This window comes from Serratia sp. Tan611 (assembly GCF_905188235.1).
Classification (GTDB): domain Bacteria; phylum Pseudomonadota; class Gammaproteobacteria; order Enterobacterales; family Enterobacteriaceae; genus Serratia_B; species Serratia_B rhizosphaerae.
The window spans coordinates 1,053,198-1,074,386 of sequence record NZ_LR994655.1 but is presented as its reverse complement, the minus strand read 5'-3'; the positions used below and the strand labels follow the sequence as shown (position 1 = coordinate 1,074,386).

Sequence of the window (21,189 nt, the reverse complement as noted above, 5' to 3'; positions counted from 1 at the left end):
ATAAAACAGCGACTATTCCTAAAGCCGCATGGTTGTGCCGATGCCGACAAAAAGCGCCGACGTTATCGGCGCTTATCCGAACGTGGTATATCGTCGCGTTATTTCCCGCTCTGTTTATCCATCGCGATCAGAATCTTAATCGCTTCACAGGCGGTGTCGATCGCCTTCGCCACCTCGGCGGCCTGATCCGGCGCATCGGAGAAGGCCATCACGCCGGACGCGCGGCAGCCGCGAATCGAGGAGATAACAAAAATCGCCGCCGACTCCATCTCGGAGCACATCACGTTGGAGCGCTGCCAGATTTTCTGCCGCGCCTGCCACAGCTCGCCCGCCGGCACCGCATCAGGGAACACCTGGGTATAGAACGAGTCTTTCGAGTGTGTAATGCCTTCCAAGAAGCGATAGCCCAGCGTATCCGCCGCCTCGGCCAGCGCCTGCACCACCCGCCGGTCGGCGACCGCCGGGTATTCAATCGGTAAATACTGCGTTGTGGTGCCTTCATCGCGGATCGCTGCCGTGACGATGGTACCGGACACACCGCCGTCATGCGCCGGCGCGGCCACACGGCCGGCGGTGCCGACGCGAATAAAGGTATCCGCACCGGCGGCGATCAGCTCTTCGACGGCGATGGCCGTCGACGGACAGCCCATGCCGGTCGAGGTGACCGACACTTTCTCGCCGTTTAACGTCCCCGTCCAGGTTTTATGCTCGCGCTGGTGAGCCACCAGCCGCGGGTTGTCCAGGCTCTGCGCAATGATATCGGTCCTGAACGGGTCCCCCGGCAGCAGCACATAACGCCCGACGTCACCTTCCTTCAGGCCGATGTGGTAAAAAACGTCACCCTTTTTATACATATTATTATCTCCGTCATTTTTTATTTGCTGGCGCCTATTCTGCCAATTCAATTTGCCTGATGTATTGATCTGCTTTCCACAATACGATTTTTATCCCGCTGCCTGTCGCTGCCCGGGAGATTTAATCATCAGGCATAGGGAATAATCTGAACATTTCCCATCGCAAAGCATGGCAAATACAGGTTAATGGCCGAAAACCTATTTTTACATGGACAAAATTGTACGCCGGAGATTTAATAGCGCGCGCGTTTTATATGCCCATAAAGAAAATGGTCAAAACGTCCGCGACAAATTAAAAAGGTGTTCTATAGTTTTTAATGCTAACACCCGTTAGCTATCCCGATAGGATGGAGTCTATGTTAAAGCGATTCTTTGCCGAATTTTTTGGCACATTTTGGTTGGTGTTTGGCGGTTGCGGCAGCGCCGTATTAGCTGCGGCCTTTCCTGAATTAGGCATTGGTTTTGCCGGCGTGGCACTGGCATTTGGTTTAACCGTTGTCACCATGGCTTACGCCGTTGGCCATATTTCCGGCGGACACTTTAACCCGGCGGTAACCGTAGGCTTATTTGCCGGCGGCCGTTTTCCGGCAAAAGACGTTATCCCGTATATCATTGCGCAAGTTATCGGCGCCATTGTCGCCGCCGCAGCGCTGTATACCATTGCCAGCGGTAAAGCCGGCTTTGATGCTACCGCCAGCGGTTTCGCCTCCAATGGCTTTGGTGAACACTCGCCGGGCGGTTATTCACTGCAGGCGGCGATCGTTATTGAATTATTATTAACCGCTTTCTTCCTGATTATTATTCACGGCGCCACAGACAAACGCGCCCCGGCAGGCTTTGCGCCGCTGGCTATCGGTCTGGCGCTGACCCTGATTCACTTAATCAGCATTCCGGTCACCAATACCTCGGTCAACCCGGCGCGTAGTACCGGCGTCGCGATTTTCCAGGGTACCTGGGCGCTGGAACAGCTGTGGATCTTCTGGCTGGTACCGCTGGTCGGCGGCATCATCGGCGGCCTGATTTACCGCTGCCTGCTGGAAGATAAACAATAAGCACCGCGTTAACCCGGTCGGTGTATACCCGTCCTACTTCAAGCTGCAGGTGCGTTGGCGGCGCTCAGTCACCCGAATCACTGACCTGAGTCAACGCATCGGGACTCCTTCCCTTGCCGCCTTCCTGCAACTCGAATTATTGAGGGTATAAATAGCAAATACGCGTAAGGCTGCCGTCACCGGCAGCCTTATTTTTTTAACCGCGCCGCGCCACCAGCATCATAATATCGCTGGTAAAGGTTCCGTCCGGCTGAATGGCGAAATGGCTGACCACCTCGTCGGACACCTGCCGCTGAAACTCCCGGATGGCGGCCACCAGCGTCTCCGGCGTGCGCATCCGCGCCACCCAACTGCTGAACTCCAGCGGCAGACGGTCGCTGGTCACCTCTTCCGCCCGCAACCCCGCCGCCGTCAGCATGCTTAACCACTCACCCGGCGCATAGTTGCGCACGTGCGAAGTATCGCGCAGCACCTCAACGGTCTGCAGATAAATATCCAGCAAAGGATGCCCCGGCGAGACCACATCCATCAGGATCGCCTTGCCGCCCGGCTTCAGCACCCGTTTGACTTCACGCAGCGCCTGCCCGACATCATGCCAGTGGTGTGCCGAATAGCGGCTGATCACCAGATCAAAGTCGCCGTCGGCAAAGGGCAGCGACTCCGCCACGCCCTGCTGCGTCTGAATATTGCTCAGCCCCCGCTCCTGTGCCGCCTGCGCAACCACCGCTAGCATCTGCGCCGACAAATCGTAGGCCACGACCTGCGACACCTGCGCGGCGGCCGTAAAGCTGGCATGCCCGGCGCCGCATCCCAGATCCAGCACCCGCGCCTGCGGGTGCGCCGCCAGCAGCCGGCCCAGACGTTGTAAATCATTGCCCTGCGCGTGCACCGCACTGGTTAAATAGGCGCTGGCCTGTGCGCCAAACTGACGGTCGACGGCATCGTTGTGGCTATTGCTGTTCATAGCGGCTCCTGACTGGTTGTGAATCACTGCCAGCGACTATAATCTGCTTACTATACGGGTACAATATAAGCAGTTATCCTGGTATAAGAAGGTACCATGCTATGACCTCAACATCAGAAGCCCTGTCCGGCCCGAAGGCCCTGGGCGCATTCCTGCGCGCCCACCGGGAACGCATCACGCCGGAAATGATCGGCCTGCCCAGTTCGCCGCGCCGCCGCACCAGCGGCCTGCGCCGGGAAGAGCTGGCGCAAATCAGCGGCATCAGCGCCACCTGGTATACCTGGATAGAGCAGGGGCGAGAAGTGTCGATTTCACCGCACACGCTGGCGCGCATCGCCAAGGCGCTGCGCCTCGGTAATGCGGAACGTCACTACCTGTTTACCCTGGCGCGCGTGGCCGACCCGCAACAGACGCCGCAACAGGACGGCGTCAATCAACTGATTTTGCACAGCGTACAGGCGGTAACGGTGCCCTGTTATCTGCTGGACATCACCTGGAATATGCTGGCCTGGAACGCCCAGGCGGAAGCGCTGTTTGCCGGCTGGCTGGGCGAGGAGACCCAGCCTAATCTGCTGCACTTTATGTTTTTCCATCCGCTGGCAAAAACGCTGGTCGATGACTGGCCGGATCGCGCCCGCCGCGTGGTAGCCGAGTTCCGCGCAGAAACCAGCCATCATCAGAGCAGCGAAACCATGCGCGCTTTCGTGCGCCAGATGACGCACCACAGCGAAGATTTTAACCATTGGTGGCAACAGCACGACGTGATGGCGCGCGCCGGCGGGGAGCGTCGTTTTCGCCATGCCGAGCAGGGCCAGATGCGCTACCAGCAGCTGACCCTGCACCCGGCGGAAAGCAGCGCGCTGAAGCTGGTGATGCTGATGCCCTTGCCGTAATTGGTAACAAATTTGCAGCCAGCTTTACTGACGCGCTATTTATTGCCGCCGGCAAACCGGCTAACGTGACAGCGATCAATCTTTATTTTCCTGGAGTCATCCAATGCAATCAGAAGAACAACGCCTTATCGATGGCCTGTTCGGCCGCTTAAAAGAGGCTGAAACCAAAACGGGACAACGGGATGCTCAGGCAGAACAGCAAATTAACCGGCATCTGAGCGAACAGCCCGCCGCGCCTTACTATATGGCGCAGGCGATCATTATTCAGGAAGCCGCGCTGAAGCAGTTGGATCAGCGGGTCAAAGAGCTGGAAGGCCAAGTCACGCAGCTACAGCAGAACGGCGCCGGCCAGCAAAGCAGCGGCGGATTTCTCGCCGGGCTGTTTGGCGGCGGTACCGGCCGCAGCGCCCCCAGCCCGCAGGCTCAGGCCCAGGCGCGTCAGCAGAACAACGCCGCGTGGAATAATCAGCCGCAGGGCGGCTATGCGCCGCAACAGCAGCAGGCCACGCCGTCACGCGCCGGCAGTTTCCTCGGCGGTGCGCTGCAGACTGCCGCAGGGGTTGCCGGCGGCGTCATGCTGGCGGATATGCTGACCGGTATGTTCCGCCATACCCAGCCGGAAGAGATTGTGAATATCATTAATGAAACGCCCGCCGACGACGCGCAGAACGCTGCGCTGCAGGATGATAGCGCGATGCGTGAGTTTGATGCGTCCAATAATCTCGACACCTTTAACAACGGTGACGGCAGCTTCCTGTCGCAGGACAGCGGCTGGCAGAATGCCGATTATCAGAGCGATGATTTCGCCGACGATGACGGCTTCGGCAATGATGATGATTCATTTCTTTAACGATTAACGCCGCCCGCAATGCCAGCCAGCGCCGCCTGTCTGGCATTTTTATTGCCCGTGACAAGGAACGCATCAGACTGGTTGCCGGGGCACGGCTGACGCCCTGCCGGTACGGGGATTACTGCGGGACTTCGTCCGTTTCGATACGCGCCAGCGCGCGACGGTAGGACTTTACTTTCTGGCGCTTCTTCAGCCAAGTGGTAGTGGACACCAGAAACATGACGCCGGACATGGCCAGTACGCCGGTCGGATGACCGTAGAAGACCATCAAAACAAAATATACCGCCGAAACAATCGCTACCCACTTCGCCATATTACCGACGGCGTGTTTCTCCCGACTTTGGCGACGAATATATTCTTCTTCACTGATTCCCATATGCCTCTCCTTTTATCGTCGAATAGGTATTATATGGGGATCAATTGCTGCAATTTCAAGCAGCCCCTACGTAAAGAAGCGTAAACCAGCGCCGCCTGCGGTAAGCCGGCCGGCTCATTTCGGCCGGCATACCCCCATTAAGACGCAGGCGGCACCGGCGGCTGAGCCGGCAGCTCAACCACCGACACCCGTACTTCATAGCGCTTGGCCTTGCCCGCCGGGATCACCGAGGTCAGCTTATTGATGGTTTCCGTCGGGTTGTTGCTCAGCGATGAGGCGCAAAACAGCTCGCCGCCGTGGCAGAAGCCGGGCTTAGGCATCGGATGCGGCCCCGGGAACGGCGGGCGCTCTTTCCCCGCCATCTGCGGTGCAGGCGCCTCTTTGGCCGTCGGTGCCGATATCGCGCTGCTGCTGAACAACACCGCGGCGGCCAGCGCCGGCAGCGCCAGAGCTTTCAATCGCATTTTCATCATATCACTCCTTATTGAACGGGAACGTCCCTAACCTACTCCGCGCCAATACGCTGAGAAAGCGGCTTTTCGCTACCTTTTCACCATGCTGCCATTTGCTTACATCACGCAGGATTACGTAAGGAAAATGCCTGCCGCACCCATAAAAATGCCGGTCAGCATGTACTGACCGGCAATAAGAGTAGATGGCAGAATTGTTCAGCGTTCCAACTGCGCTTCCACCGGCGGCATCACGCCAAACTCGCCGCTGTTGAAATCATGAAACGCCTGCTGGATCTCCGCTTCGCTGTTCATCACAAACGGGCCGTAACCGACGATCGGTTCATCGATCGGCTCCCCGCTGAGCACCAGCAGGCTCACGTCGTTGTTGGCCTCAACGGTGATGCTGTCGCCGGCGCGATCCAAACGCACCATCTGGGTTTCACGCACGATCTGCTCATCATTGACCAGCACCGCGCCGTGCAGGATCACCAGCGCCAACGTATGGCCCTCGGTCACCGTCAGCTCCGTGCGATGGCCGGCATTCAGCTTCATATCCCAGACGTTCAGCGGGCTGAAGGTGCGCGCCGGGCCGGCGTGACCGTCAAAGTTACCGGCAATCACCCGTACCTGGCCGGCACCGTCCGCCAGCGGAACCTGCGGAATCGCCTGATTCAGCAGCGTTTGGTAACCCGGCGCCTCCATTTTGTCTTTGGCCGGCAGGTTCACCCACAGTTGCACCATCTCTACGGTGCCGCCGCGGCGGGAAAACGCCGTAGAATGAAACTCTTCATGCAGAATGCCGGAAGCCGCCGTCATCCACTGTACATCGCCGGGGCCAATCACGCCGCCGCCGCCGGTGGAGTCGCGGTGTTCCACTTCTCCCTGATAGACGATGGTTACGGTTTCAAACCCACGGTGCGGATGCTGGCCGACGCCGCGCCGCCCGGTGGTTTCACGAAACTTGGTCGGCGCCGCATGATCCAACAGCAGGAACGGGCTCATTTCCGCCCCAAGCTCGTTATATGAGAACAGGGAGTTGACCAGAAAACCGTTGCCGACCCAGTGCGCCTGCGGGCTGTCATACACGCCAAGGATCTTTTTCATCATTTCTCTCCGGTTGCGGACCCCACGGCCCTACTCGATGACGGCAGTGTAATTCACTCTGAATTGCTCAGGTAGTCGGCAAGATATACACTCAGCGTTCTACCAGTAGAACAATGGAGTGACGGTGTTGGTTGATTTAAACGATCTGTTCTTTTTCGCCAGCGTGGTGGATCACCGGGGATTTGCCCCGGCCGGCCGGGCGCTCGGCATCCCCAAATCCAAGCTCAGCCGCCGGGTGGCGCTGCTGGAAGAGCGGCTCGGCGTGCGGCTGCTGCAGCGCTCAACGCGTCGCTTCTCGGTCACCGAGGTCGGCCAGAGCTATTACCGCCACTGCAAGGCGATGCTGGTAGAGGCCGAAGCGGCGCAGCAGGCGATCGAACAAACCCGTGCCGAGCCTTGCGGCACGGTGCGCATGAGCTGTCCGGTGGCGATTTTGCATACCCGCGTTGGCGATATGCTGGCCGCCTTTATGGCGGATTATCCGCAGGTCACGCTGCATCTGGAGGCCACCAACCGGCGGGTAGACGTGGTGGGCGAAGGGCTGGATCTGGCCATCCGCGTACGCCCGCCGCCGCTGGAAGACAGCGATCTGGTGCTGAAAGTACTGGCGACCCGTCGCTGGTGTATCGCCACCAGCCCGGCGCTGGTACGCACCTTGGGCGAAGTGCGGCAGCCGGAGGATCTGGAGCGCTACCCGACGCTCGACCTCGGCCCGGCGCGCGCGCAACATCAGTGGACGCTGTACGGCCCGCAGGAAAAAACCTTCCGCTGGGAGCACCATCCGCGCCTGGTCAGCGACGATATGCTGATGCTGCGTAAAGCGGCGATCGCCGGCGCCGGCATTGTGCAACTGCCGCGTATGATGATGCACGATGAAATGCTACGCGGCGATTTAACCCCGCTGCTGCCTGACTGGCACCCCGAAGGCGGTATCGTGCATGCGGTCTACCCGTCCCGCCGCGGCCTGCTGCCGGCGGTGCGGCTGCTGCTGGATTATCTCGGCCAGCAGTTTGCCGCGCTGGAAGAAGAGTAATCTCCGGCAGGATGTTGTCTATACTGTGCAATAACAACGTTACCGCAGACGTAACGGTTTGGGCGCTAAAGGAAAACTATGTTACTGAGAATCGCAAGGTGGCTGTTTCAATTACCCGGCAGGCTGTTTGGCATGGTATTCAGCCGCCGTCTGACGACCTTTATCTTTTTTATGCTGGTGGCGCTGGGCGTCATCGCCGTGAAGCGCTATCTGCGCACCGACCCGCAGGCCGAGCCGCTCTCCCCGGCCGCGCAGCCCCACTATGATATTCAGCGCGAAGTGCCGCCGCGCGAGGCGCGCGGGCAGTGCGGCGGGCCGCTGCACGACAACCAGGGCAGCCCCTGGCCGGATTCCGCCGGCTATTTACGGCAGCCCGACGCACAGGAACGCGGCCGGACGCAGCGCATCACGCTGGATAATCAGCATAACGCCTTCGCCGTGCGGGTAAAGCTGGCCAGTGCGGAAAACCCGCAGCACGTCGCCGACCTGTTTATTCCCGCCGCCGCCAGTTTCAGTATCCAGACCACCGCGGCGGAACGCTATGTGATGAAAGTGAAAGATATCCAAAGCGGCTGCAGCTACCGTTCACAGCCCTTTGCGCTGGCCAGCGACCACAACTGGCGGCTGCCCATCAGCCTGCACAGCCACGGTAAGGTGCAATTTCAGGCCATTGACGCCGGCCAGTTTTAAGCGCGCCGGCGCGCTATTTTTTCACCGGATGGTCACGGCGGAACAGCTGCCAGCTCTCAATTTCTTCACCGCTTGGCAGCGTACAGGTGGAATACTGGCCGTGCTCATTCTCTTTGGCGTTCAGTTTGCCGCCAATCTCCGTGCAGTAAACATCGGCCGGATTCGCCATGCCGATGGTTCGTGGCGGCGGCGGCGCATCATTATTGGTTTTCATCTGACATCCTTGCAGCAGCGCTGCGCCTGCGAGCAGGGAAAGCAACAACGTTTTTTTCATGATTTCACTGTGATCCGGCCCGCGCCGTAAGTCACGCGCGAGGGGTAGAAACAACAACGCTGCGGCGCATCACGCCCCGCAGCGTCAGATAATATCAGGTGCTTAAGAAATAAAGGATTTGCCCTGTTTCAACACCAGATCGCAGGCTTTCTGCTTCACTTTTTCGGTGATCTGCGAGGTGCCGAGGTTGTTCAGATCCAGGCTCTTGCCTTCGCCGGTTTGCAGCAGGCCGCCCAGCCCCTGCTGGTAGTCTTCGCTTTTGGCGTCAGACTCGCTGCTGATGCCCAGTTTCCCCAGCAGTTTGTCTTTCACATCCGCCGCGCCGCTTTCCGACAGGACATTGTTTTTCACGCAGTACTGCAGGATACCGGCCGCGTTGGTCATGCTGCCGGAGCTCAGCGCCTTGTCGCCGCCGTTCAGCAGACCGGTCAGGGTCGACAGCGACGTACCGCCGCTTTCCCCACCGGATTTGCTCAGTTCGCCGGCGGCGTTGCTGACGGAATCCATTAAACCGGCCTGCGCCGCGCCGGCGCTCAATGAGGTGGCCAATGCCAGCGCCAACAATGCACGATGCTTATTATTCATAGTGTTCAAACTCCTGTCTTCTCTACGGTAAACGGCGATATCGCCGGAACATACTTTCGGACGCTGTGCGCGTCGACAAGTTCCATTTAACTGTTCGCCGCAGAATTTTTAGGATTATGAGCAAACTGCGGCGGCTCAAAACTGCCAGCGCAGCCAGGCGAAGAACACGTTGCCGTTATTGTAGGTGCCGGGAATATAGGTCGCCTGAAACGTCAGTTTTTTATAACCGACCGACGCCAGCGGCAGCGGCGCAGGGATCGGGATATAGTTCCAGTTATCGCGGGCGGTCACGCTGGCGGTGAAGCCCAGCCCCAGGCGGAAATCCTTATCATCCAGCGGACGCCAGATTTTCTCATAGGCGTAGCCGCCGATCGGCTCCCATTTATTAAAGGAGTCTTTAAACGCCATGATATAAATGCCGTGCCAGTCGCCGTCCTGATCGAAGCGCGAGATGCCGTAGCCGGCGCCCCATGGCCGCTCGTTGTACTTGTCGATATGTTCATCGTCGTACGTCCAGCGGTTGTGCCAGGTGATCGCCGGAATATAGAGATCGTGGTTCGGCGAATTGTTCCAGGTTTCCGCAACGTTGTCCGTAAAGCGCTGCCACAGGCCCGGTTTCTCCACCGGTGCGGCAGTGCTATTTTCTGAACTAACCTCAGCCAAAGAAGGCAGTGCAGGAAATATCAACGCCATACAGCCGGCAATGCATGTCCGTTTCAACAACATAAAATAACTCCTGTACAAATTACGGCCGGGGATTCTTACCGATTGCACCTGCAAGATCAAGCCAGGGCAACACTTTCCCGCCGTAAACCGCTGTTCGTTGTCTTTTCGTTAAGTTTAGCCGCTGAATATCGACATTTCGTTTTTACCGGACCAGAACCCGGTAAGACCTCGACGAAAATAGCGCCCGGCAGCGCCGTGAAAAAATATTTACCCCGCTCAAAAATCAGAATGTGATCGCACGCGGCGCCGGCGGCCTGACCTGTCACGGTAATTGTTAACTGCCGCACACATTTCCCCCACATAGCGCAGTTAATTAGATGTAAATCATTTGTGACAAGTTATGTTTAAAAAACAATTAGCACGGTTAATTATTGATATTACGTCGTTTCGCGGCCGTCTGCTGCTACACCGGCGTTAATCTCCGTCGGCCTACCGGCCCCTCATCCACGCCAGAAAAATGCATACCGGTAAAAGTACCGGCTATTCTTCCCTGTCCTTGCCAATACGCCGCCCGGCATCATCCGCACTATTTTTCCTTCATCCTTTCGCCGCTGAAAAATACCCGGCCCACATTATCAGCCTGCCAATTTATCGTTTTCAGATAGTTTCATACGTAAAGCTCCCCATACATTTCCGGCATACGGCGCCAGCCGCCGTTATCTTGAAGCCCGCCCGTGTTTACATAACTGTTATAGCAACGGACGCAATGCCATTAACGCCTCGCGACCTCTGTACACCGACAAATACAACATCGCCAGCAGCCACGCTTGCTGATTTCTACCTGAAACAAAAAAGACAATGAATTCGGAGCTAGAGATGAAAATCACTATCGGACAATTTATCCTGCAACAACTTCGCACCCTGAATATTGAACATATCTACGGCGTGCCCGGCGATTATAATCTGTCGCTGCTGGAAATGATTGAGCATGACGATAGCGTGCAGTTTGTCGGCAACTGCAACGAGCTGAACGCCTCTTACGCCGCCGACGGCTATGCCCGTCTCAACGGCGCCGGCGCGCTGATTACCACCTATGGCGTCGGCGATCTGGCCGCGCTGTCCGGCATTGCCGGCGCCTATGCCGAGTCATCGCCGGTGATCTGTCTGGCCGGCACCCCGCCGTTGCACGCGATGAAAGATCACGCCCTGCTGCACCATTCGCTGGCGGACGGCAACTTCGACAACGTGATGAACTGCTTTAAACAGTTTACCGTCGCCCAGGCGCTGATTACGCCGGAAAACGCCGCCAGAGAAATTCCACGGGTGATTGCCGCCGCCTGGACGGAGAAAAAACCGGTCTATCTGCAGTTGCCGTCAGATATCTGCGAGGTGCAGATCGATATCGCCGGGCCGGTTGCCGCGCCGCAGCTGCCCGCCAGCGATCCGCACAACCTGCAGCTGGCCGCCAAGGCGCTGCTGCAGCGGCTGCGCAGCGCCAAACATCCGCTGATGCTGGTTGATCAAATGGTCGACCGCTATCAGCTGCAGCAACTGACTATCGCCGTGGCGCAACGCTTCGGCATTGCGCTGACCAATATGCCAACCGCCAAATGCATTATTCCGGAGACGACCGCCGGCTGGATGGGGGGCTACAGCGGCAACCTGTCGCGTCCGGAGCTGTTTGAACTGATGGCCAAATCCGACTGCGTGCTGAGCTTTGGCGTACGTCTGGTGGATTCCACCACCGGCTATTTCTCCCACCAAATCCCGGCCGCGGCGCAGGTTGATATCCAGCCCTACTCGCTGAAACTGGATAACACCGCCTACCCGGCGGTGGCGACCGCCGATTTACTGCAGGCGCTGCTCGACGCCGACGATCGGCCACACGCCGCGCCAATGGCAACGCTGCCTAACCCGCACGCCCAGCTGGCCGCGCCGAGCGACGCGCCGCTCGATCAGGCCTATTTCTGGCAGCGAATGAGTCGCTTTATTCGTGAGGATGACGTACTGGTGGTGGAAAACGGCACCTCGGGCGCGGCCGTCGGCGGCATACGAATGCCGGACGGGGTAAAAGTGGTTAACCAGCCGATCTGGGGCTCGATCGGCTACACCCTGCCGGCGCTGCTCGGCACGCTGATGGCGGCGCCGCAGCGACGCCATATGCTGTTTATCGGCGACGGCTCCTTCCAGCTGACCGCGCAGGAAGTCTCGACCCTGCTGCGCTATGAGCAGAAACCGATCATCTTCCTGATTAATAACGACGGCTACACCATTGAGCGCTACATTCTGGGGGAAAATTCGTCCTACAACGATATTGGCCCGTGGGACTACGCCAAACTGCCGGCGGTGCTTAATACCCAGGCGCGGCCGTTCTGCGCAGCGGTAGAAACCAGCCAGCAGCTGGAAATAGCGCTGGAACACGCCTCACGTCAGGAGACGCTGGCGTTTATCGAGGTAAAACTGCCGATGATGGATACGCCGCCGGTGATGAAAGAGTTCTGCAACCGCTGCAACAGCTTTAACTTCGGCCTGACCAACCCGCGCCGCAGCGCATAACGCTCTCCACGGCCGGCGTCAGGCACTGCCCCGCCGGCCGCATTCCGTCTTAGCGGGCGCGCGCCATACAGCGCTGACGCCGCTCGTCCACCCGCTTGGCGAACCAGGCGGTGGTCAGTTTACGGGTAATTTTCGGGCTTTCCAGGGTAATGCCCGGCAGCATTTCACGCGGCAGTTTTTTCCCGGCGGTGTTATCCGCCAGCGCAAACACCTGCTGATACAGATCGGTGTCTTCAAACTCCAGCGTATCCCCTTTCTCCAGCGCACGACGAATGGCGGAATGACTGATATCCAGCCGCTTCGCCAGCGTGCGTACCGCCAGTTCGGTGGTGCCCGGCTTATCACTGCCATAAATAATCAAATCGCCGTCCAGCGCCAGCGGAATGCCGCTGACCTGGCTGACCGCACTCTGGAAGGCGGCATTGCGGCTGGCGTACCAGCCGGCGTTAAAGTCGGCGAAGCGGTACAGCGAGCGGCTGTAATTGGCCGGATAATCCAGCAGGTGCATAATGCCGAAATACATGCCGCCACGGCGGCTGAACACTTCGCGACGAATAGAGCCGTCGACCGAGTACGGGTAACCTTTGGCATGCGCTTCGGCAAAAGCGATGCTGACCTGCATCGGCCCGCCGGTATGCACCGGATTGAGGTTGCCGAACAGGCGCTGCCCCATCGGCACCATATCGATAAAGTCGTCGAAGATGGCGCTCAGCTCTTTTTCACTGCGCACCTTGTCCAGGCGCTCGCTGTAGCTTTTGCCGTTGGATGATTTAAGCAGCAGCGCGGTGCGCACCACAAAATGCGGGATATGCAGCTTATCGGCCCGGCGGTCGATCTCCTGCCAGGCGATTTTCGACAGCCCCGGCACCTGCGGGTCAGCATGGAAGGTGGACTCCTGCTCGGTCACCGCCAGCACGGCGCACAGGTTCTCATCGCTGGCGTCCAGCCCCTGAGCGGCAAAGGCCGCGCTAATGTCGCCGGCCCATCCCTGCTTATTCTGCGCGTTGGCCGGCATCAGTTTGACCACCTGTGCCTTCACCTCCGCCGGAGTGCGGCTTGGCGCCTGCGGCGTAATTTTGCTGGTACAGCCGGCCAACACCAGCAGCGCGGTCAGCGTCAGCGCGCGACCGGTAAATGTTCGATAGTTAGGCATCTTTTCCCTGATCGTTAAGGTATGTGCGCCCAAGACGTTATCCCAGCCGCGCCGGATGATCCAGCCCCACGCGGGAAAATCCGCCGTACCGATTCTGCGATGGCAAGCCGGCGCAATAAGGTGTATTTTACATGCAATTTAAAACTCAGCCCGAACAAGGAGCACACCATGTCCGCAGACATTCAGCCGGAAGACTACTTTCATCAGAAATATGGCTTAACCCGCACCCACTCGGAAGTGATTGCCGCCGCCGGGCGACTGCCCGCTGGCAAGGCGCTGGATCTGGGCTGCGGCGGCGGGCGCAACGCGCTGTATCTGGCGTTGAAGGGCTTTGACGTCACCGCCTGGGATAAAAACGCCGTGGCAATCGCCGAGCTGAACCGCATTATCGACGCCGAAGGGCTGAGCGCGATCCGGGCCGCCGAGCAGGATCTGAACAACCTGCGTTTCCACGGCGACTATGATTTTATTCTCTCGACGGTAGTCATGATGTTTCTGCAGCCTGCGGCGATTCCGTCAATCATTCAGGATATGCAGGCCAGCACCGTCAGCGGCGGCCATAACCTGATCGTCGCCGCGATGGATACGCCGGATTTCCCCTGCCCGCTGCCGTTCCCCTTCGCCTTTAAGCCCGATGAACTGAAAAACTACTATCGGGACTGGCAGATAGTGAAATACAACGAAGACGTCGGCGAACTGCATAAAACCGACGCCAACGGCAACCGCATCAAGCTGCGCTTCGCCACGCTGCTGGCGCGCAAGCCGTCCGCACTCTGACGGCCGCCCGCAAGGGCCGATTATCTGCACGCCGAAGCGGGAATCGCGTTGCCAATCTCGGCGCGCGGCGTTAGGATCGCGCCCGGCCAAAAGACGGGCCAGGGATTACGCCGCACGCCGCGCTGCTTCACGACGATCAACGCGCAGATGCGGCCAGGCATTTTGAGAGGTTATCGTGTTAGAAAGTTTCGGCGTCCTGAATTTATGGACCTATCTGGCCGGGGTGATATTTATTATCGTGCTGCCCGGCCCTAATACCCTGTTCGTACTGAAAACCGGCATCTCCCGCGGTATCCGCGCCGGTTACACCGCCGCCCTCGGCGTATTTATCGGCGACGCCATTTTGATTTTTTGCGCCTATATCGGCGTGGCCACGCTGATCCGCACTACGCCGCTGCTGTTTACGCTGGTGCGTTATCTGGGGGCAATTTATCTGCTGTTCCTCGGCGTGAAGATCCTCTACGCCAACTTTGTGCAAAAAAATCTGCCGGAACACCAGACGCTGGAAGACAGCCACAGCATTCTGCGCAAGTCGCTGACGCTCAGCCTGACCAACCCCAAGGCGATTTTGTTTTACGTATCTTTCTTCGTGCAGTTTATCGACTTCAACTACGCGCATACCGGCCTGTCTTACACCATTCTGGCGCTGATTCTGGAATCGGTCAGCTTTATCTATATGAGCACGCTGATCTTTGCCGGCAGCATGCTGGCGCACTTCTTCAGCCATAAAAAACGGCTGGCCAAACTGGGCAACGGCCTGATCGGCCTGCTGTTCCTCGGCTTTGCCACCCGCCTGGCGACGCTCAGCTCCTGAACCGCGCCAAAACCGGGGCGCCTTAACGCCCCGGTATGCCGCCGTCATTTTGTCACGGCGGACAAACCGAATGTCAGACAGAGCAAATTTTCCTCCCGCCATCGCGATTATGCTAAGTCGGTGAAGTTTTTCCCGATCGATCTCTTCGTATGACAGGAGGGCATATGCCTGATACTACCGTAGCAGTGATGGACAACGTGTTGCGCTTTCTTGAACGTCAGCACGGCTTGTATATCGATGGACAGTGGCAGAGCTCGCAGTCTGCGACGCGGCTGCCGGTCTATAACCCCGCCGACGGCAAACAGATCGCCACCAGCGCCGACGCCAGTGCGGACGATGTCGCCCGCGCGGTGCAATCCGCCCATCGGGCGTTCAGCGACGGCGTCTGGTCACGGCGCCTGCCGGCCGAGCGTGAACGTATTTTGCTGCGCTATGCCGATCTGGTAGAGCAGCACGCCGAAGAGTTGGCGCAGCTGGAAACGCTGGAACAGGGCAAATCCATCAATATCTCCCGCGCGTTCGAAGTGGGCTGCACCCTGAACTGGATGCGCTATACCGCCGGGCTGAGCACCAAAATCACCGGCCAGACGCTGGACGTTTCCATTCCGATGCCGCCGGGCGCCAACTACCAGGTATATACCCGCAAAGAGCCGATCGGCGTGGTGGCCGGCATCGTGCCGTGGAACTTCCCGCTGATGATCGGCATCTGGAAAGTGATGCCGGCTCTGGCCGCCGGCTGTTCAATCGTGATTAAACCGTCGGAAACCACGCCGCTGACCCTGCTGCGGATGGCTGAACTGGCCAGCGAAGCCGGCGTGCCGCCGGGAGTATTCAACGTGGTGACCGGCAGCGGTGCCGTCTGCGGCAAAGCGCTGACCGAACATCCGCTGGTCGCCAAAGTCAGCTTTACCGGCTCGACCGCCGTCGGCAAGGGCATCGCCCGCGCCGCCGCTGACCGGCTGACGCGCGTGACGTTAGAACTGGGCGGCAAGAACCCGGCCATCGTGCTGAAAGACGCCGATATCCCGCAGGTGGTTGAGGGTCTGATGATGGGCAGCTTCCTGAATCAGGGCCAGGTGTGCGCCGCCAGCTCGCGGATCTATATTGAAGCGCCGATCTACGACCAACTGGTCGCCGGCTTTGAGCAGGCGGTGAAATCCCTCAGCGTCGGGCCGGGGATGGATCCGGCGGCGCAGATCAACCCGCTGGTTTCCCGCGCGCACCGCGACAAGGTCGCCGCCTATCTGGAAGACGCCAGAAACAAGCGCGCCGAACTGATCGGCGGCGCCAGCGGCCCGGCGGGCGACGGCTTCTATATTCCGCCGACGCTGGTGGTCAACCCGGACGACAGCCTCAACCTGACGCGCGAAGAGGTGTTCGGCCCGGTGGTCAACCTGATTCGGGTGGCGGACGGTGAAGAGGCGCTGCAGAAGGCCAACGATACCGATTATGGCCTGACCGCCAGCCTGTGGACCACCAGCCTGCAAACCGCGATGGCCTATACGCCGCGCATTCAGGCCGGGACGGTGTGGGTCAACACCCATACGCTGATTGACGCCAATATGCCGTTCGGCGGCTTTAAGCAGTCAGGCAGCGGCCGCGACTTCGGCCCGGACTGGCTGGATGCCTACACCGAAAGCAAATCTGTCTGTATCCGCTACTGAATGCCCTTCCCCCGGCCCGGCCGGGGGCTTACTGATAGCGCTTGCGGTATTCGCTGGGCGAAATGCCAAAGTGCGTTTTAAACGCGGTGGAAAAATGGCTGTGGTCGCGAAACCCCCAGTCATCGCTAAGATGGGATAATTTTTGCCATGCCGGCGCATGGCGCAGCGCCTGCGCGCACAGTTCCAGGCGGCGCTGTTTAATATATTGCGCCACCACCAGCCCGTGGCGGGCAAACAGCCGGTACAGCGTACGCAGCGACATGCCGATCTCCTCCGCCACCCACTCCGGCCGCAAACTCTCGGACTGAATATGGCGATCGATAAAGCGTAGCGCCTGATTAAACCCGCGTTCGCCCTCCTCTCCCGTCGCTTCCCCGCCGACCAGCAGCGGATGCAGCAGGCTGGCCAGCGCGTTCAGCGTGGCTTCGCTCTCTTCCGCCCCCAGCGTCGGGCCGTTGATATAGCCGCACACCAGTTGATGGCTGAATCTGACCAGCGCATTCCCGGCATCAAGACGCACGGCGCACTGCACCTTGCCGCGACGCGCCGGAGATTCAAGATAGTGACGCGGCAAAAGCAGCGAGATTTGCTGCGAATCATGCTGGAACAGGAAATTGCTGGGCCGCCCGGCGTCAATCAGCGTCATATCGCCTGCCGACAGGCATGCCTGCCTTTCACCCTGCTCCATCAGGGCGCTGCCGCGCAGTTGAAAGACGGTAAAAAAGTAGCCGCCATTGCTCTGGGCGACATCCCGCCGGGTGCGGTACAGCCGCGTCTGCGCCGCATCAACGATGCTCAGCCGCAGCGCATGCGTATGGTATGCCTGCATCGCGCCGCTGAACGCCGGCCCCAGCGTTGTGGCGCGAAAACGCCCGCAGGCCGCGTTGATGCTTTGCAGCCATTCGTCAAAACCGGCACTCCGGGCCTGTACGGTAACCGCCATAATGTCCCCTTCCAGCTATCAGCAGTGACGCAGATAACAGCGGCGTCGATCGTTCAGCCAACATAGTCACTCGTTAACTTTTACGCAACAACACAAGGGAGATTTAGCGATGCGATCACAAGTTTGCGCCCGCTGGCGGCATTCGGCGGGGAAGATAACGTCTAAAAAAATCGGGGGCGGCAACGCTGCCGCCCCCGGAGTTGTTACAGGGATTGTTTCGCACTGACAGGCTCAGGCCTTAAGGCGTAGGCGTTGGAGCAGGTTTGGCAGGGCAGTAGTTCTTGGCCACAACGTTTATCGTCTTGCGCGGTACGCCATACTTATTGCGGCATTCCACCACCGAATAGCATAAATCGCTATTTCCCCCGGCGCCCCATTCAAACGTTTCCGGGCTGCAGAAAAGAATATAACCGCCGATGACCTTATCAGCTTTTTTCATGCTTATTTTTTTCATTGTAATATCCTTATATGGTGATATTGATACATCAAATAAGAAAAGCGCCAATCTTTAAACTGAAGCACATAGACAGCGTCTCCCTCACGCCAGCAATTCTAATCACTCAGGGAACGAGAGTAAAATAACAACATCATAAATGGATAACAACGGGATATAACTGAATACTTTCAAAGAAAATTAACTCCGCTTGAAATGAATCGTCAGCGAATATATCTATAACATATGGAAAATAAAAAGCAGCATCTCTCTGTGCTGAGGGCGTAAAATCACTGACCATAAATCCGCTACCTGTCGGTAATGGTATTGCCGGAAGCGCGTTGCTGAGGGTAAAGCCGAACGTTGAAATCAAACAGGCGGGGATTGGGTGCGGCAATGCGCCGCACCCGGCAAAACGATTACGGCGTCGTTGGAGGCGTGGTGGTGCCGCCGCCGGTAGAGGCGCAGTTGCTTACTGGCACGTAAAACATCACTTTCGTCGGCTGGCCAAACTTGTTGGTGCAGTTTCTGACTGCGGTGCAGCTTTCAACTCCGCCTACCGTTGATTTCTCATAGGTGGTTGCTGAACAGTTATAATAACCGCCGATGATGTTGGAAGATTCCATCATGGTCATCTTTTTCATTTTTTATCCTTAATAATGATATTGGTGTGTTTGCATAAGAAAATATCTTGATTTACTTTCAACAATAACCAAGACAAATATTACTCTCATGCCGATTAATTATATGGATCGATAAAAAAAAGAGTCAATTGCATTCCATCTTCGCGGGCAACAAACAGAAACACCCGCAATAAAAAACAAGAATAATCACATAAATGCACCCATTTAAATTCACCAACGAAATAACACATAATACTATAAGGCCAAATCTTATCGTTTCTCTGGCCTGCTCCTATGCCGAACAATAAAAAATCAGCGACAAACGCTGATACGCCACACCACCACCTTACGCACAGACCCGCACTCTCTTCTCAGCTAGTCTGGCAGGTGATAACAACCTGTGATTGAGGAGAAAAGCATGAGCCATCTGCCTGCCGCCACGGACTTTCGCCAGTTTATCGACTACTTGCGCGCGCATCAGGAACTGCTGGATATCAACATAACCGTCAGCTCTGAGCTGGAAGCCGGCGCGATTACCCGCAAGGTCTATGAAACCGGCGCCCCGGCGCCGCTGTTTCAGACGCTGGAAAACAACCCGCACGGCTTCAGGATCCTCGGCGCCCCGGCCGGGCTAAGCCGCCGCGACGGCCAGCGCTACGCCCGTCTCGCCGCCCACTTCGGCCTGCCGAAAAACGCCACGCCGCGCGAAATACTGGAGACGATTATCAGCGCCGGCGATCGGGCGCCCATCACGCCGGTTCAGGTCAGCAGCGCACCCTGCAAGCAGAACGTGCTGCTGGGCGATGACGTCGATCTGCACCGCTTTCCCATTCCGCTGCTGCACCAGGAAGACGGCGGTCGTTACTTCGCCACCTACGGCTTCCACGTGGTGCAGTCACCCGACGGCCGCTGGGACAGCTGGTCCGTGGCGCGCGCCATGCTGCACGATCGGCGCACGCTGGTCGGCCCGGCGATGGCGCAACAGCATATCGGCATGATCCATCAAATGTGGCGTGAACAGGGCAAGAATGCCCCTTGGGCGATGGTGCTGGGCGCACCGCCGGCGGCGATGGCGGTCGCCGGTATGCCGCTGCCCGCCTGGGTCAGCGAACCGGGCTACATCGGCGCGCTGACCGGCCGGCCGGTGGAGGTAGTCAAATGTGAAACCAACGATCTGTACGTGCCAGCCTCGGCGGAAATCGTGGTGGAAGGCGAGATCAGCGTCGGGCAAACCGCGATGGAAGGCCCGATGGGCGAGTACCACGGTTACGCGTTCGCCGAAGGTAAACCGCAGCCGTTGTTCCACGTCAAGGCGGTGAGCTATCGCGATCGCGCCATTTTGCCAATCTGCGTCGCCGGTACGCCGCCGGAAGAAAACCACACGCTGTGGGGCACCATGATTTCCGCCGAAGCGCTGAAACACTGCCGCCAGCAGCAACTGCCGATCGATATGGCCTGGTGTTCCTATGAGGCCGCCACCTGCTGGCTGGTGCTGTCGGTGGATATTGAAAAACTGGCGGCGCTGAATACCGACGCCGACGGCCTGGTACAGCTGATTGCCGACAAATTTTTCACCTCGCACGTCGCCTGGCTGGTGCCGAAAATACTTCTGGTCGGCAACGATATCGATATCACCGATATCAATCAGGTGGTCTGGGCGCTGGCAACCCGCAGCCATCCGAAACGTGATTTCCATGACTTTAGCGACAGCCCCGGCATTCCCATGGTGCCATATCTGGACGCCGAGGATAAACAGGCCGGCAGAGGCGGTAAAATGATCATCAACTGTCTGTTCCCGGAAGCATTCGCCGGGCGACAGCGCGCCACCACCGCCAATTTTGAACACTCCTACCCTGAGACGATTAAACAGCAGGTGAACCGCCGCTGGCGCGATTACGGCTTTTAATCCCGTAACGGCTCCCTTGCCGGCACTGCGTCGGGAAGGGAGTGTTATCAGTGATAAATGATGAGCATATCTGGCGATTATGCTTAGGAAGTTTACCTATCACAGGCAACAACAAAAAAAACATATCAGATTGAAAAATAATAAGTTTAATAAAAACCAAGCCAATAACCATTGTAGATACATGGTTGTATGTCCATAAATCCCTGGTGTATCTTTCGCCTATTCTTCTCAGGCCGATACCTACTTATGCGCAAGTTATTTATGATCGCGGGACTCGCCATGCTGCTCAGCGGCTGCCATTCCCGTTCTCCTTCCATCAATGTGCTCGGTGCCTATTTCCCCGACTGGCTGTTTTGCATCACCGGCGGCTGTCTCACCACCGTCGTGGTGTACATGATTCTGACGGCGAAGAAAAAAGCAGAGTGGCTGACGCCTTATATCCTGACCTACCCCTTGCTTATCGCACTGTTTTCCATGGGGTATTGGGCTATTTTCTTTAACTGATTACACCAGCTCAGCAAGGAGAG

Annotated in this window: 23 protein-coding genes; 11 read left to right on the top strand and 12 right to left on the bottom strand. The window is 58.0% G+C overall.

The features are described from left to right. Positions 1-98: 98 nt before the first annotated feature. A complete protein-coding gene (locus TAN611_RS05010) occupies positions 99-854 on the bottom strand; it encodes a nucleoside phosphorylase (RefSeq protein ID WP_105229971.1) in 756 nt (251 codons plus the stop codon). 356 nt (positions 855-1,210) lie between these two features. Here TAN611_RS05010 and aqpZ point away from each other — a divergent pair, with 356 nt between their 5' ends. After that, a complete protein-coding gene (gene aqpZ / locus TAN611_RS05005; protein ID WP_105229970.1) occupies positions 1,211-1,906 on the top strand; it encodes an aquaporin Z in 696 nt (231 codons plus the stop codon). Positions 1,907-2,102: 196 nt separating this feature from the next. Here aqpZ and TAN611_RS05000 read toward each other — a convergent pair whose 3' ends face one another. Beyond that, positions 2,103-2,870, bottom strand: coding sequence for a class I SAM-dependent methyltransferase (locus TAN611_RS05000; protein ID WP_105229969.1), 768 nt, complete (start codon positions 2,868-2,870; stop codon positions 2,103-2,105). A gap of 101 nt (positions 2,871-2,971) precedes the next feature. Between TAN611_RS05000 and TAN611_RS04995 the strand changes: the two genes are divergently transcribed. Continuing rightward, positions 2,972-3,763, top strand: coding sequence for a helix-turn-helix transcriptional regulator (locus TAN611_RS04995; protein WP_203067358.1), 792 nt, complete (start codon positions 2,972-2,974; stop codon positions 3,761-3,763). A 103-nt stretch (positions 3,764-3,866) separates the two neighbouring features. Continuing rightward, positions 3,867-4,613, top strand: coding sequence for a DUF2076 domain-containing protein (locus tag TAN611_RS04990; protein WP_105229967.1), 747 nt, complete (start codon positions 3,867-3,869; stop codon positions 4,611-4,613). A 118-nt stretch (positions 4,614-4,731) separates the two neighbouring features. Here TAN611_RS04990 and TAN611_RS04985 read toward each other — a convergent pair whose 3' ends face one another. The 3 genes from TAN611_RS04985 to TAN611_RS04975 all read right to left on the bottom strand — a co-directional run bounded on the left by TAN611_RS04985 (position 4,732) and on the right by TAN611_RS04975 (position 6,545). After that, on the bottom strand, positions 4,732-4,989 hold the full coding sequence (locus TAN611_RS04985) for a hypothetical protein (protein ID WP_105229966.1): 258 nt from the start codon (positions 4,987-4,989) through the stop codon (positions 4,732-4,734). 137 nt (positions 4,990-5,126) lie between these two features. Continuing rightward, the gene (locus tag TAN611_RS04980; protein ID WP_203067754.1) at positions 5,127-5,459 is read right to left on the bottom strand and encodes a hypothetical protein; all 333 of its coding nucleotides are present in this window, start codon (positions 5,457-5,459) and stop codon (positions 5,127-5,129) included. A gap of 198 nt (positions 5,460-5,657) precedes the next feature. Beyond that, positions 5,658-6,545 (bottom strand): pirin family protein, encoded by an 888-nt coding sequence (locus tag TAN611_RS04975; RefSeq protein WP_203067753.1) that lies wholly within the window; start codon positions 6,543-6,545, stop codon positions 5,658-5,660. 127 nt (positions 6,546-6,672) lie between these two features. On the opposite strand from TAN611_RS04975, the gene TAN611_RS04970 reads away from it, so the two are divergent. Next, positions 6,673-7,578 (top strand): LysR family transcriptional regulator, encoded by a 906-nt coding sequence (locus TAN611_RS04970; protein WP_232251666.1) that lies wholly within the window; start codon positions 6,673-6,675, stop codon positions 7,576-7,578. A gap of 78 nt (positions 7,579-7,656) precedes the next feature. Further along, positions 7,657-8,268: a hypothetical protein gene (locus TAN611_RS04965; protein WP_105229962.1), complete on the top strand. Its 612-nt coding sequence runs from the start codon at positions 7,657-7,659 to the stop codon at positions 8,266-8,268. A gap of 13 nt (positions 8,269-8,281) precedes the next feature. Here TAN611_RS04965 and TAN611_RS04960 read toward each other — a convergent pair whose 3' ends face one another. From TAN611_RS04960 to pagP, 3 genes are all read right to left on the bottom strand, one after another. Beyond that, positions 8,282-8,542 carry a DUF333 domain-containing protein gene (locus TAN611_RS04960; protein ID WP_105229961.1) on the bottom strand — a complete coding sequence of 87 codons (261 nt, stop codon included), beginning with the start codon at positions 8,540-8,542 and terminating at the stop codon, positions 8,282-8,284. Positions 8,543-8,644: 102 nt separating this feature from the next. Then, the gene (locus TAN611_RS04955; RefSeq protein ID WP_105229960.1) at positions 8,645-9,127 is read right to left on the bottom strand and encodes a DUF2501 domain-containing protein; all 483 of its coding nucleotides are present in this window, start codon (positions 9,125-9,127) and stop codon (positions 8,645-8,647) included. Between the two features lie 135 nt (positions 9,128-9,262). After that, positions 9,263-9,853, bottom strand: a complete 591-nt coding sequence (pagP, locus tag TAN611_RS04950) for a lipid IV(A) palmitoyltransferase PagP (RefSeq protein WP_111737652.1) — start codon at positions 9,851-9,853, stop codon at positions 9,263-9,265. An 816-nt stretch (positions 9,854-10,669) separates the two neighbouring features. On the opposite strand from pagP, the gene TAN611_RS04945 reads away from it, so the two are divergent. Then, complete coding sequence (locus TAN611_RS04945; protein ID WP_203067357.1) at positions 10,670-12,349, top strand: alpha-keto acid decarboxylase family protein; 1,680 nt, start codon at positions 10,670-10,672, stop codon at positions 12,347-12,349. 49 nt (positions 12,350-12,398) lie between these two features. Here TAN611_RS04945 and TAN611_RS04940 read toward each other — a convergent pair whose 3' ends face one another. Further along, positions 12,399-13,502, bottom strand: a complete 1,104-nt coding sequence (locus TAN611_RS04940) for a DUF1615 domain-containing protein (RefSeq protein WP_105229957.1) — start codon at positions 13,500-13,502, stop codon at positions 12,399-12,401. 168 nt (positions 13,503-13,670) lie between these two features. Between TAN611_RS04940 and tehB the strand changes: the two genes are divergently transcribed. The 3 genes from tehB to TAN611_RS04925 all read left to right on the top strand — a co-directional run bounded on the left by tehB (position 13,671) and on the right by TAN611_RS04925 (position 16,757). Further along, the gene (gene tehB, locus TAN611_RS04935) at positions 13,671-14,279 is read left to right on the top strand and encodes a tellurite resistance methyltransferase TehB (protein ID WP_187043555.1); all 609 of its coding nucleotides are present in this window, start codon (positions 13,671-13,673) and stop codon (positions 14,277-14,279) included. 175 nt (positions 14,280-14,454) lie between these two features. Further along, positions 14,455-15,093 carry a leucine efflux protein LeuE gene (gene leuE, locus TAN611_RS04930; RefSeq protein ID WP_105229955.1) on the top strand — a complete coding sequence of 213 codons (639 nt, stop codon included), beginning with the start codon at positions 14,455-14,457 and terminating at the stop codon, positions 15,091-15,093. A gap of 164 nt (positions 15,094-15,257) precedes the next feature. Then, positions 15,258-16,757, top strand: a complete 1,500-nt coding sequence (locus TAN611_RS04925; protein ID WP_105229954.1) for an aldehyde dehydrogenase family protein — start codon at positions 15,258-15,260, stop codon at positions 16,755-16,757. A 28-nt stretch (positions 16,758-16,785) separates the two neighbouring features. Here the strand turns inward: TAN611_RS04925 and feaR are convergent, their stop codons facing one another. The 3 genes from feaR to TAN611_RS04910 form a co-directional block, all read right to left on the bottom strand. Then, on the bottom strand, positions 16,786-17,700 hold the full coding sequence (feaR, locus tag TAN611_RS04920) for a transcriptional regulator FeaR (RefSeq protein WP_203067356.1): 915 nt from the start codon (positions 17,698-17,700) through the stop codon (positions 16,786-16,788). 238 nt (positions 17,701-17,938) lie between these two features. Next, on the bottom strand, positions 17,939-18,154 hold the full coding sequence (locus tag TAN611_RS04915; protein WP_145961156.1) for a DUF4762 family protein: 216 nt from the start codon (positions 18,152-18,154) through the stop codon (positions 17,939-17,941). A 398-nt stretch (positions 18,155-18,552) separates the two neighbouring features. Further along, positions 18,553-18,777 (bottom strand): DUF4762 family protein, encoded by a 225-nt coding sequence (locus TAN611_RS04910; protein WP_105229952.1) that lies wholly within the window; start codon positions 18,775-18,777, stop codon positions 18,553-18,555. Positions 18,778-19,174: 397 nt separating this feature from the next. Here TAN611_RS04910 and TAN611_RS04905 point away from each other — a divergent pair, with 397 nt between their 5' ends. After that, on the top strand, positions 19,175-20,662 hold the full coding sequence (locus tag TAN611_RS04905; RefSeq protein WP_203067355.1) for a UbiD family decarboxylase: 1,488 nt from the start codon (positions 19,175-19,177) through the stop codon (positions 20,660-20,662). 246 nt (positions 20,663-20,908) lie between these two features. Next, a complete protein-coding gene (locus TAN611_RS04900) occupies positions 20,909-21,166 on the top strand; it encodes a YtcA family lipoprotein (RefSeq protein ID WP_203067354.1) in 258 nt (85 codons plus the stop codon). Positions 21,167-21,189 lie beyond the last annotated feature (23 nt).

What these genes read in the sequence shown, in the direction of transcription:
- TAN611_RS05010 (WP_105229971.1), bottom strand. Translation starts at nt 854, where the DNA reads ATGTATAAAAAGGGTGACGTTTTTTACCACATCGGCCTGAAGGAAGGT.
- aqpZ (WP_105229970.1), top strand. Translation starts at nt 1,211, where the DNA reads ATGTTAAAGCGATTCTTTGCCGAATTTTTTGGCACATTTTGGTTGGTG.
- TAN611_RS05000 (WP_105229969.1), bottom strand. Translation starts at nt 2,870, where the DNA reads ATGAACAGCAATAGCCACAACGATGCCGTCGACCGTCAGTTTGGCGCA.
- TAN611_RS04995 (WP_203067358.1), top strand. Translation starts at nt 2,972, where the DNA reads ATGACCTCAACATCAGAAGCCCTGTCCGGCCCGAAGGCCCTGGGCGCA.
- TAN611_RS04990 (WP_105229967.1), top strand. Translation starts at nt 3,867, where the DNA reads ATGCAATCAGAAGAACAACGCCTTATCGATGGCCTGTTCGGCCGCTTA.
- TAN611_RS04985 (WP_105229966.1), bottom strand. Translation starts at nt 4,989, where the DNA reads ATGGGAATCAGTGAAGAAGAATATATTCGTCGCCAAAGTCGGGAGAAA.
- TAN611_RS04980 (WP_203067754.1), bottom strand. Translation starts at nt 5,459, where the DNA reads ATGAAAATGCGATTGAAAGCTCTGGCGCTGCCGGCGCTGGCCGCCGCG.
- TAN611_RS04975 (WP_203067753.1), bottom strand. Translation starts at nt 6,545, where the DNA reads ATGAAAAAGATCCTTGGCGTGTATGACAGCCCGCAGGCGCACTGGGTC.
- TAN611_RS04965 (WP_105229962.1), top strand. Translation starts at nt 7,657, where the DNA reads ATGTTACTGAGAATCGCAAGGTGGCTGTTTCAATTACCCGGCAGGCTG.
- TAN611_RS04960 (WP_105229961.1), bottom strand. Translation starts at nt 8,542, where the DNA reads ATGAAAAAAACGTTGTTGCTTTCCCTGCTCGCAGGCGCAGCGCTGCTG.
- TAN611_RS04955 (WP_105229960.1), bottom strand. Translation starts at nt 9,127, where the DNA reads ATGAATAATAAGCATCGTGCATTGTTGGCGCTGGCATTGGCCACCTCA.
- pagP (WP_111737652.1), bottom strand. Translation starts at nt 9,853, where the DNA reads ATGTTGTTGAAACGGACATGCATTGCCGGCTGTATGGCGTTGATATTT.
- TAN611_RS04945 (WP_203067357.1), top strand. Translation starts at nt 10,670, where the DNA reads ATGAAAATCACTATCGGACAATTTATCCTGCAACAACTTCGCACCCTG.
- TAN611_RS04940 (WP_105229957.1), bottom strand. Translation starts at nt 13,502, where the DNA reads ATGCCTAACTATCGAACATTTACCGGTCGCGCGCTGACGCTGACCGCG.
- tehB (WP_187043555.1), top strand. Translation starts at nt 13,671, where the DNA reads ATGTCCGCAGACATTCAGCCGGAAGACTACTTTCATCAGAAATATGGC.
- TAN611_RS04925 (WP_105229954.1), top strand. Translation starts at nt 15,258, where the DNA reads ATGCCTGATACTACCGTAGCAGTGATGGACAACGTGTTGCGCTTTCTT.
- feaR (WP_203067356.1), bottom strand. Translation starts at nt 17,700, where the DNA reads ATGGCGGTTACCGTACAGGCCCGGAGTGCCGGTTTTGACGAATGGCTG.
- TAN611_RS04915 (WP_145961156.1), bottom strand. Translation starts at nt 18,154, where the DNA reads ATGAAAAAAATAAGCATGAAAAAAGCTGATAAGGTCATCGGCGGTTAT.
- TAN611_RS04910 (WP_105229952.1), bottom strand. Translation starts at nt 18,777, where the DNA reads ATGAAAAAGATGACCATGATGGAATCTTCCAACATCATCGGCGGTTAT.
- TAN611_RS04905 (WP_203067355.1), top strand. Translation starts at nt 19,175, where the DNA reads ATGAGCCATCTGCCTGCCGCCACGGACTTTCGCCAGTTTATCGACTAC.
- TAN611_RS04900 (WP_203067354.1), top strand. Translation starts at nt 20,909, where the DNA reads ATGCGCAAGTTATTTATGATCGCGGGACTCGCCATGCTGCTCAGCGGC.